This window comes from Kitasatospora sp. NPDC057198 (genome assembly GCF_042670125.1).
Taxonomy (GTDB): Bacteria; Actinomycetota; Actinomycetes; order Streptomycetales; family Streptomycetaceae; genus Kitasatospora.
Genome location: NZ_JBHUWH010000314.1, coordinates 1 through 9,596, shown reverse-complemented (window position 1 = coordinate 9,596; position 9,596 = coordinate 1). Strand labels below are relative to the sequence as shown.

General features: G+C 76.4%; 2 protein-coding genes and 1 pseudogene. All 3 read left to right on the top strand.

From position 1 onward, the window contains the following. Positions 1-81 (top strand): annotated as a pseudogene (locus tag ACFUEL_RS28075) (KR domain-containing protein); the annotation flags it as partial. Positions 82-135: 54 nt separating this feature from the next. After that, the gene (locus tag ACFUEL_RS28070) at positions 136-6,327 is read left to right on the top strand and encodes an SDR family NAD(P)-dependent oxidoreductase (protein WP_380239560.1); all 6,192 of its coding nucleotides are present in this window, start codon (positions 136-138) and stop codon (positions 6,325-6,327) included. A 57-nt stretch (positions 6,328-6,384) separates the two neighbouring features. Then, positions 6,385-9,596, top strand: a 3,212-nt coding sequence (locus tag ACFUEL_RS28065; protein ID WP_380239559.1) for an amino acid adenylation domain-containing protein, incomplete at its 3' end; no start/stop codon positions are given.

Sequence of the window (9,596 nt, the reverse complement as noted above, 5' to 3'; positions counted from 1 at the left end):
TACGCGGCCGGCAACACCTTCCTGGACGCGCTGGCCACGCACCGTCGCTGTCTCGGTCTGCCTGCTGTCTCGCTGGCGTGGGGGCCGTGGGAGAGCGGGATGGCGGGCGGTCTCACGGAGGCGGACCGTCGTCGGATGGCGCGGCAGGGGATGCGTCCGCTGTCGGACGCGCACGGTCTGGCGCTGCTGGACGCTGCCGTCTCCCGTCCCGAACCCCTGCTGGTGACCGCCGAGTTGGACCTTGCCTCCCTGCAACGTTCCGGCGAGGTGCCGCCGTTGCTGTCCGGCCTGGTCCGCCCCACCCGCACCCGACGGTCCGCCGCCGGGTCCCCTGCGGGCGGCCGGAACGCGCTGACCGCCCGGCTGGCGCCGCTCAGTGCGGACGAACGCCTTGACGCGGTAAGGGAGTTGGTGCTGTCGCAGGCCGCCCTGGTGCTGGGCATGGCGGGTCCGGGCAGCCTGCACGCCGAACGGTCCTTCCGGGACGTCGGCTTCGACTCGCTCACCGCCGTCGAACTGCGCAACCGACTCGGCACCGTGACCGGCCTGCGCCTGCCCGCCACCGCCGTCTTCGACTACCCGACCCCCGCTGCCCTGACCGACTTCCTGCTGGCCGAACTCGTCGGCGAGGGAAGCCCGGTGGCACTCGGTACCGGGCTTCCGGCCACTGGCCGGGGGCCGGTGGACGACGATCCGCTGGCGATCGTGGGGATGGCCTGCCGGTTCCCGGGCGGGGTCGCCTCCCCGGACGAGTTCTGGGAGCTGCTCAGTTCGGGTGGTGATGCGATCGGTGCCTTCCCGACCGACCGCGGCTGGTCGACCGACCTGGTCGATCCGGATCCGGACGCGGTCGGCAAGAGCGTCTCGGGTGAGGGCGGGTTCCTGTACGGGGCAGGCGAGTTCGACGCCGAGTTCTTCGGGATCAGTCCGCGCGAGGCGGTGGCGATGGATCCGCAGCAGCGGCTGCTGCTGGAGACCTCCTGGCATGCGCTGGAGGACGCGGGCATCGACCCGACGGCTCTGCGCGGCAGTGCGACGGGTGTGTTCGCGGGGCTCTTCTACCACGACTACCTGCCTTCGCACTTCGTGCCGGAGGAGGTCGAGGGCTACCTCGGCACCGGCGGCACCGGATCGGTGGCCTCGGGCCGGGTCTCCTACACGCTCGGCCTGGAAGGCCCGGCGGTGACCGTCGACACGGCGTGCTCGTCCTCGCTGGTCGCCCTGCACCTGGCCTGCCAGTCGCTGCGCTCGGGCGAGAGCACGCTCGCGCTGGCCGGCGGTGTCAACGTGATGGCGACGCCCGGCACCTTCATCGACTTCAGCAGGCAGGGTGGACTCGCTGCGGACGGCCGTTGCAAGGCGTACTCCGAGCAGGCCGACGGCACCGGCTGGGGCGAGGGCGTCGGCATGCTGGTCCTGGAACGCCTCTCGGACGCCCGCCGCAACGGACACAACGTCCTTGCCGTCGTCCGGGGTTCGGCCGTCAACCAGGACGGCGCCTCCAACGGTCTGACGGCTCCGAACGGTCCGTCGCAGCAGCGGGTGATCCGGGCAGCGCTGGCGAACGCGGGTCTGTCCGCCGCCGAGGTGGACGTGGTCGAGGGTCATGGCACCGGTACCAAGCTCGGTGACCCGATCGAGGCGCAGGCGCTGCTGGCCACCTACGGTCAGGACCGGCCGGTTGAGCGGCCGTTGCTGCTGGGGTCGGTGAAGTCGAACATCGGGCACGCGCAGGCTGCGGCCGGTGTCGCGGGCGTGATCAAGATGGTGGCCGCGATGCAGCGCGGTGTGGTTCCGGCGACGCTGCACGTGGACGCGCCGTCCTCGCACATCGACTGGGAGGCGGGCGCCGTCCGCCTGGTCACCGAGGCCCAGTCCTGGCCGGAGACGGGCGAACGCCCCCGCCGGGCGGGCGTCTCCTCGTTCGGGTTCTCCGGCACCAATGCGCACGTGATCATCGAGCAGGCCCCGGCGGCCGTCCCGGCCGACGAGCCCCGCCCGGAGGGTCGGGCGCTGCCGGTGGTGCCGTGGCTGGTTTCCGGGCGTTCGCCCGAGGGCCTCGCCGGTCAGGCCGCCCGCCTGGCCGAACTCGCCCACCCGGACGCGGACCTCGCGGACGTGGGTCTGTCGCTGGCGACCGCACGTGCGGCGTTGGAGCACCGCGCGGTGGTGCTGGGCGCGAACGGCGACGAACTGGCCGGTGGTCTGCGGGCGTTGGCCGAGGGCGTCGAGACGCCCGAGGTGGTGACCGGCACGCTCGGGAACCCGGGCAGGCTCGGCTTCGTGTTTACCGGGCAGGGTGCCCAGCGGGTGGGCATGGGTCTGGGGTTGTACGAGGCTTTCCCGGTGTTCGCGGAGGCGTTCGACGCGGTGTGTGCGGCGTTGGCCGAGCACCTGGACGGCTCGCTCGCCGCGGTGATCCGCGGTGAGGGCGAGATCAATGAGACGGGGTGGGCGCAGCCGGCGCTGTTCGCGGTGGAGGTGGCGCTGTTCCGGCTCCTCGAGTCGTGGGGTGTCGTTCCGCAGGTGGTGGCGGGCCACTCGATCGGCGAGCTCGCGGCCGCGCACGTCGCGGGTGTCTGGTCACTGGACGACGCGTGCGCGGTGGTCGCCGCCCGTGGCCGTCTGATGCAGCAACTGCCCACCGGTGGCGCGATGGTGGCGGTGGAGGTGACCGAGGAGCGGGCGCTGGCGGCGATCGCGGACCGTCCGGGTGTCGGTATCGCCGCGGTCAACGCGCCGACCGCCGTGGTGATCTCCGGCGTGGAAGCGGAAGTCCTGGCCGCCGCACAGGAGTTGGCCGAAGAAGGCGCGCGCACCAAGCGGCTCCAGGTCTCGCACGCCTTCCACTCGCCGCTGATGGAGCCGATGCTCGCCGAGTTCGCGCGGGTGACCGGCTCGGTCTCCTACCGCGTGCCGAAACTGGCGATGGTCTCCGCTCTCACCGGCGCCCCCGTCACCGACGAGGTGACCGACCCCTCCTACTGGGTCCGGCACGTCCGCGAGGCCGTCCGCTTCGCCGACGCCGCAAACGCCTTGCGTGCAGCCGGTGTTCGGACGTTCGTGGAGATCGGCCCGGACGGCGTGCTGTCCGGCATGGGCCCCCAGACCGCCACCGGGACCACTCCCGCCACCGGGACCACTCCCGCCACCGCCACCGATCCCGAGACCGCCCCCACCGACGAGGCGTGGATCGCACTGCTGCGCCGGGGCCGCGACGAGCCCCGGGCGCTGCTGACCGGCCTCGCCAAGGCGTTCGTCCGGGGCGTCCCGGTCCGCTGGGGCAAGCTGTTCCCCGGCGCCCGGCGGGTGGACCTGCCGACCTACGCCTTCCAGCACCAGCGCTACTGGCTGACGCCCGTCGCGGCCGGCCGGGCCGAGGACCTCGGGCTCGGAACGCCTGCGCACCCGCTGCTGGGGGCGGCCGTCGACCTGCCGGCGACCGGTGGGCTTGTTCTGACCGGGCGGCTGTCGCTGGCCGCCCAGCCCTGGCTGGCCCATGCGCCGATGGCGGGGCGGGCGGTGGTGCCGGTGTCGGCGCTGGTGGAGATCGCGGTGCGGGCCGGTGACGAGGTCGGCTGCGGACGGGTCGAGGAACTGGCGGTGGACCTGCCGCTGGTGCTGCCGGAGCGCGGCGGCGTGCGCCTCCAGGTGACCGTGGGCGAGGCCGACCCGGCCGGGCTGCGGGAGGTGGCACTGTTCGCGCGGGCCTCCGAGGGGGAGTGGGTGCGGCACGCGTCCGGCACCCTGGCCCCGGACGCCGTGGGCGCCGAGGACGCCGAGCACGCCTCGTCCTGGGCGGTGCAGTGGCCCCCGGCGGGTGTCGAGGAGGTGGACCCGGCGGAGCTGTACGAGCGCCTGGCGGCCGTCGGGCACGCGTACGGCCCGGACTTCCGGGCGCTGCGGGCGGTGTGGCGGCGTGGTGAGGAGGTGTTCGCCGAGGCGGCGCTTGCCGACGGCGCGGAGGTGGCCGGGTACGGCGTGCACCCCGTCCTGTTGGAGGCGGCGCTGCACCCGGTGGTGCTGGAGCACGCGAGCGGTGAGGCGCCCGTGCTGCCGTTCGCGTGGAGCGGGGCGGCCGTGCACGCGGCGGGCGCCCGGGCGGTGCGCGTCCGGGTGGCCCCGGCGGCCTCGGGCGAGGGCGTGTCGGTGGCGCTGGCCGACCAGGGCGGCCGGCCGGTCGCCTCGGTGGAGTCGGTGGTGCTCGGCCCGCTGGCCGTGGAGGCGCTGGACCAGGCGGCGGGTGCCGCCCGGGACGGGCTGTTCCGGGTGGACTGGGTGCCGGTCGCCGCGACCGAGCCGCCCGGCGGCCGGTGGGCGGTCCTCGGTGACGACGGCGGCCTCGCCGTGCCCGGCGCGGTCGGGTACGCGGACCTGGCGGACCTGCTCGCGGTGGCGGCGGCGGGCGTCGCGGTGCCCGAGACGATCCTGATCGGCTGCCTCCCCGCCCCCGCCCCCGCTACCGCCGACGCGGACTCCGACGCGGGCTCCGACGCGGACTCCGGCCCGGACGTCCCGACGGCGGCCCGGGAGGCCGTGCTGCGGACGCTGGAACTGCTCCGCGACTGCCTGGCGGCCGGTCCGCTGGACGGGGCTCGCCTGGTCGTGGTGACCGAACGGGCCGTGGACGCCGGATCGGACGCCGACCTGTGCCTGGAGAGCGCGGGCGTGGTCGGCCTGGTCCGGGCCGCGGCCGGCGAGCACCCCGAGCGGATCGTCCTGGCCGACGTCGACACCCTCGCCGGTTCCGGCCCCCTGGTGGCGGCCGGAACGGCCCTGGGGGAGCGGGAGTTCGCGGTCCGCGACGGCGAACTGCGCGTCCCCCGCCTGGCCAGGGCCGCCACCGGCCACGGCACACCCGCCACCGCGCCCACCGGGACCCAGGCTGCCACCGGCACGCAGAGCACCACCGGGACGCAGAGCACCACCGGGACGCAGGCCACCACCGGCACGCAGGCCGCCACCGGAGCCCCGGGTACCGTCCTGGTGACCGGCGCGTCGGGCGCGCTGGGCGTCCTGGTCGCCCGGCACCTGGCCGCGACCGGGCGGGCGGCGCGGCTGCTGCTGGTCTCGCGGCGCGGCCGCGCGGCCGCCGGGACGGCCGAACTGGCCGCCGAGATCCAGGAGTCCGGCGTCGAGGTGGAGGTCGAGGCGTGCGATGTCGCCGACCGCGCCCAGCTGGCCGGGCTGCTGGCCGCCCGGCCGGCGGGGGAGCGGCTCACGGCGGTCGTGCACACGGCGGGCGTGCTGGACGACGGCCTGCTCGCCACGCTGACCCCGGAACGGCTGGAGTCGGTGCTGCGCCCGAAGGTGGACGCGGCCTGGCACCTGCACGAGCTGACCCGCGACCGGCCGCTCGACGCGTTCGTGCTGTTCTCCTCGATCGCCGGTGTCTGGGGCACCCCGGGCCAGGCCAACTACGCGGCCGGCAACACCTTCCTGGACGCCCTGGCCGCCCACCGCCGCCGTCTCGGCCTGCCCGCCGCCTCGCTGGCCTGGGGGCCGTGGGAGAGCGGCATGGCGGGCGGCCTCGCCGACGCCGACCGGCAGCGGATGGCCCGGCAGGGCCTGCGCCCGCTGCCCGCCGCCGACGGCCTCGCGCTGTTCGACGCGGCGGTCGGGTCGCCGGCCCCCGCCCCGGGCGGAGCACCGGCGGCCGCCTCCCGGGACGCGCTGCTGGTGACCGCCCGCCTGGACCTGCCCGCGCTGCGCCGTCCGGGCAGCACGGTGCCCGCGCTGCTGAACGGGCTGGTCCGGCCGGGGCGGCGGACGGTGGTGCGGTCCGTCCCGGAGGGGGGCCGGAACCTGCTGAACCAGCTGGCCGCGCTGCCGCCCGAGCAGTTGGAGGAGGCGGTGCTGAACCTGGTGCTGAGCCAGACGGCGCTGGTGCTCAACCGTCCCGACGCGAGGTCCGTCGACGCCGACCGGTACTTCCGCCGGCTCGGGTTCGACTCGCTGACCGCCCTGGAGTTCCGCAACCGGATCACCGGCGCGCTCGGGCTGCGGCTGCCCGCCGCGGTCGTCTTCGACTACCCGACGCCGGTCGAACTGGCCCGCTACCTGCAGGGCCGGATCGCCGAGCAGGAGATCGACTACGAGCCGGTGCTGAACGAACTCGAGAGGCTGCGGGGCATGTTGGGGAGCATCGCGCGCCGGGGCGGCCAGAAGGGCAGGATCACCGGCCGGCTCGAACAGCTCCTGGAGGAGTTCCGCGGCGCCGCCCCGGACGGCCAGGACGCCGGGCAGGACGCCCCCTCCGACGAGGACATCATCGGCGCGACGGACGACGAGATCTTCGACCTGATCGACAAAGAGCTGGGGATCTGAGAGCCGGGGAAGAGCCGGGGATCCGCACGGACTGGCTACTGCTGGAGGAATGACGTGATGATTTCCGCGGAACGGCGAGAGCCGGCGGACGCGGCGGGCGACGCGGGAGCCTCCCCCCGGGAGGAGGCGCTGTGGCTGTACGAGTCGCTGGTGCCGGGCACCGCCGTGAACAACCTGTCCACGGCGTTCGCCGTCGCGGGCGGGCTCGACCCGGCGCGCCTGGAGGCGGCGCTGGCCGCCGTGGTGCGCCACCACGCGGCGCTGCGCACCACCTACCGCGGTGACGGCACCCGGCTGACCCGGCGGGTGTCGGCCCCGGAGGCGTTCCCGGTCGCCCTGGCCCGGGTGGTCCTGCCGGGCGGCCCGCCCGAGCACGCCGCGCCCGACACCATCCCCGACACAGCCCCCGCCGCCCACACCGATACCGACAGCGCCCCCGACGCCGCCCTCGACGCCGCGCTCGCCGCGTTCGCGGACGCGCCGTTCGCACTGGACGGCGGACCGATGTGGCGGGCGGTGCTGCTCCGCGCCCCGGGGCGCGACGTGTTCTGCCTGACGGCCCACCAGCTCGTCCTCGACGAACCGTCCGGGCCGCTGCTGCTGGCCGAACTGGCCGCCGCGTACCGCGACCCGGGCGCCTTCCGCCCGGCCGCCGACTGGTCCGGGGCCGAGGCGGGCGCGCGGAGCCTGGCGCACTGGCGCGCCGAGCTGGCGGGGGCGGACGCCGGGGCGATGGAGCTGGCCTGCACCGCGCCGGAGCCGGAGCGGCCGACCCTGGCGGCGGCCCGTACCGGGCGCGCCCTGGGGCCCGGCACGGTCGCGGGGGTCCGCGCCCTGGCCGCCGGGGCGGGGGTGGGCGAGGACGCGGTGCTGCTGGCCGCCTACTGCGTGCTGCTGGAGGCGTGCGGGGCCGGGCCGGACCTGCTGGTCGGCTGCCCCGTGGACGTCCGCCCGGAGCACGCCGCGGGGGCGGTCGGCGCCCACGTCACGCACGTGCCGCTGCGGCTGCGGCCGGAGCCGGACGAGCCGGTCCGCGTCCTGGTCCGGCGCTGCGCGGAGCAGCTGCGCTCGGGCGCGGCGCACGCCGACGTGGCGGTGGACGCGCACCCGGAGGTGCTGCCCCCCGCGGCACCGGGACGCCGTTCGCTGCCGTTCCGGCACGTGTTCGAGTACCGGGCGGGCGGCGGACCGGCCGCACCCGGGGACACCGCGCCCGCCCTGGATGCCGCGCCCGGGGACGCCGCGCCCGCCCTGGACGCCGCGGGCGCCCGGCGCGCGGTGCCGTTCCCGGTCGGCGGCGGCTTCGCCAAGTTCGACCTGCGGCTGTCCGTCCGCGCGGCGGACGACGCGCTGGTGCTGGGCGCGCTGTACCGCACCGAGCTGTTCGAGGCGGGGTACGCGGAGCTGCTGCTGGCGCGCCTGGAGGCGGTGCTGGAGTCGTTCGCGCAGGGCCCGGACCGGCCGCTGGCCGGGGTCGGCTGGTGGAGCGCGCGGGACCACGCGGTCGTCGGGGCGGCCAACGACACCGCCGGGCCGGTCGAGCCCGCCACCGTGCTGGAGGCCGTCCGGGCCCGGGTGGCCCTGGCGCCGGGCGCGGTGGCCGTGGTGGAGGGGGAGCGGGAGACCGGCTACCTGGAGCTGTGGAGCGCCGCGCACGCGGTGGCGGCCCGGCTGCGGGCGGCGGGGGTGCGGGCCGGGGACGTGGTCGCGGTGGCGCTGCCGCGCGGGGCCGAGCTGGCCGCGGCGGTGCTCGGGGCGTGGCTGGCGGGCGCGGCGTACCTGCCGGTGGACACCGCCCACCCGCGGGAGCGGATCCGCCACCAGCTGTCCGACTCGGCGACCCGGGTGCTGCTGGCCGCGGACGGGGGCGTCGCGGACGGCGCGGCCGGGGACGTCGCGGTGCTGGTGGTGCCGCCGGTCGAGGAGGCGCCGCCGCTCGCCGGGGCCGGGCCGGTGGCGGTCGACCCGGAGGCGTGCGCGTACCTGATGTACACCTCGGGCTCGACCGGCCGCCCCAAGGGCACGCTGGTCGGCCACGCGGCGCTCGGCAACGCGGTCGCACACTTCGCCGAGCAGTTCGGCGCCGGGCCCGGCGACACCACGCTGTGGACGACCACCTTCGCGTTCGACATCTCCGGCCTGGAGCTGTTCGTCCCGCTGGTCACCGGCGGCCGGCTGGCGGTGGCGCCCGACGCGGCCCGCAGCGACGGCCGGGTGCTGCGGGAGCTGATCGGGTGCTACGGGGCGCGCTTCGTCCAGGCGACGCCGACCACCTGGCGGCTGGTGGCCGACCGGGTCGCGGACCGGCTGTCCGGGGTCGGCGTGATCGTCGGCGGCGAGCCGGTGCCGCCGGCGCTGGCCCGGCGGCTGGTCGGGGCGGGCTGCGTGCTGCACCATGCGTACGGGCCGACCGAGACGACGATCTGGTCGACGTCCCGGGTGGTGTCCGAGCCGCCGGAGGGCCGGTTCGACGTGGGGCGGCCGATCCGCAACACGAAGGTGCACGTGCTGGACGGGCGGGGCCGCGAGCTGCCGGTCGGGGTGCGCGGCGAGCTGTGCATCTCGGGCACCGGCGTGGCGATCGGCTACCACGGCCGGCCGGACCTGAACGCGGAGCGCTTCGGCACCCATCCCGAGCACGGCCGGTTCTACCGGACGGGGGACGTCGCCTGCTGGCGGGCGGACGGCCTGATCGACCTGTTCGGCCGCGCCGACCGGCAGCTCAAGCTGCGCGGCAACCGGATCGAACCGGGCGAGATCGAGGCGGTCCTGCTGGCCCACCCGCAGGTCGGCGGCGCCGCGGTGCTGCTGGTCGGCGACCCCGGCACGGACGGCGTGCTGATCGGCTGCCTGGAGCCGGCCGAGGGCCTGGACGGCCCGATCGACCTGGCGGACGTCCGGGAGCACGCCCGGACCCGGCTGTCCCGGGCGATGCTGCCGGGCGACCTGGTGCCGGTCGGCGCGATGCCGCTCAACGGCAGCGGAAAGGTCGACTACCCGGCGCTGCAGCGCACGGTGGAGGCCCGGCGGGCGGCGGCCGCACCGGGCCCGGACGAGCGCCCCCGGGAGCGGCCGGACGACCTGACGGCCGAGCTGACCGTCCTGTGGCGCAGCGTCCTGCGGGACGAGGGGCTCGACGTGGACAGCGACTTCTTCGCCTCCGGCGGCAACTCCATGCTGGCGGCGCTGGCGATGCAGGAGTTCCAGAACACCAGCGGCGTGTCGATCAGCCTCGCCGAGCTGTTCGAGCTGCGCACCCCGCGCGAACC

What these genes read in the sequence shown, in the direction of transcription:
- ACFUEL_RS28070 (WP_380239560.1), top strand. Translation starts at nt 136, where the DNA reads ATGGCGCGGCAGGGGATGCGTCCGCTGTCGGACGCGCACGGTCTGGCG.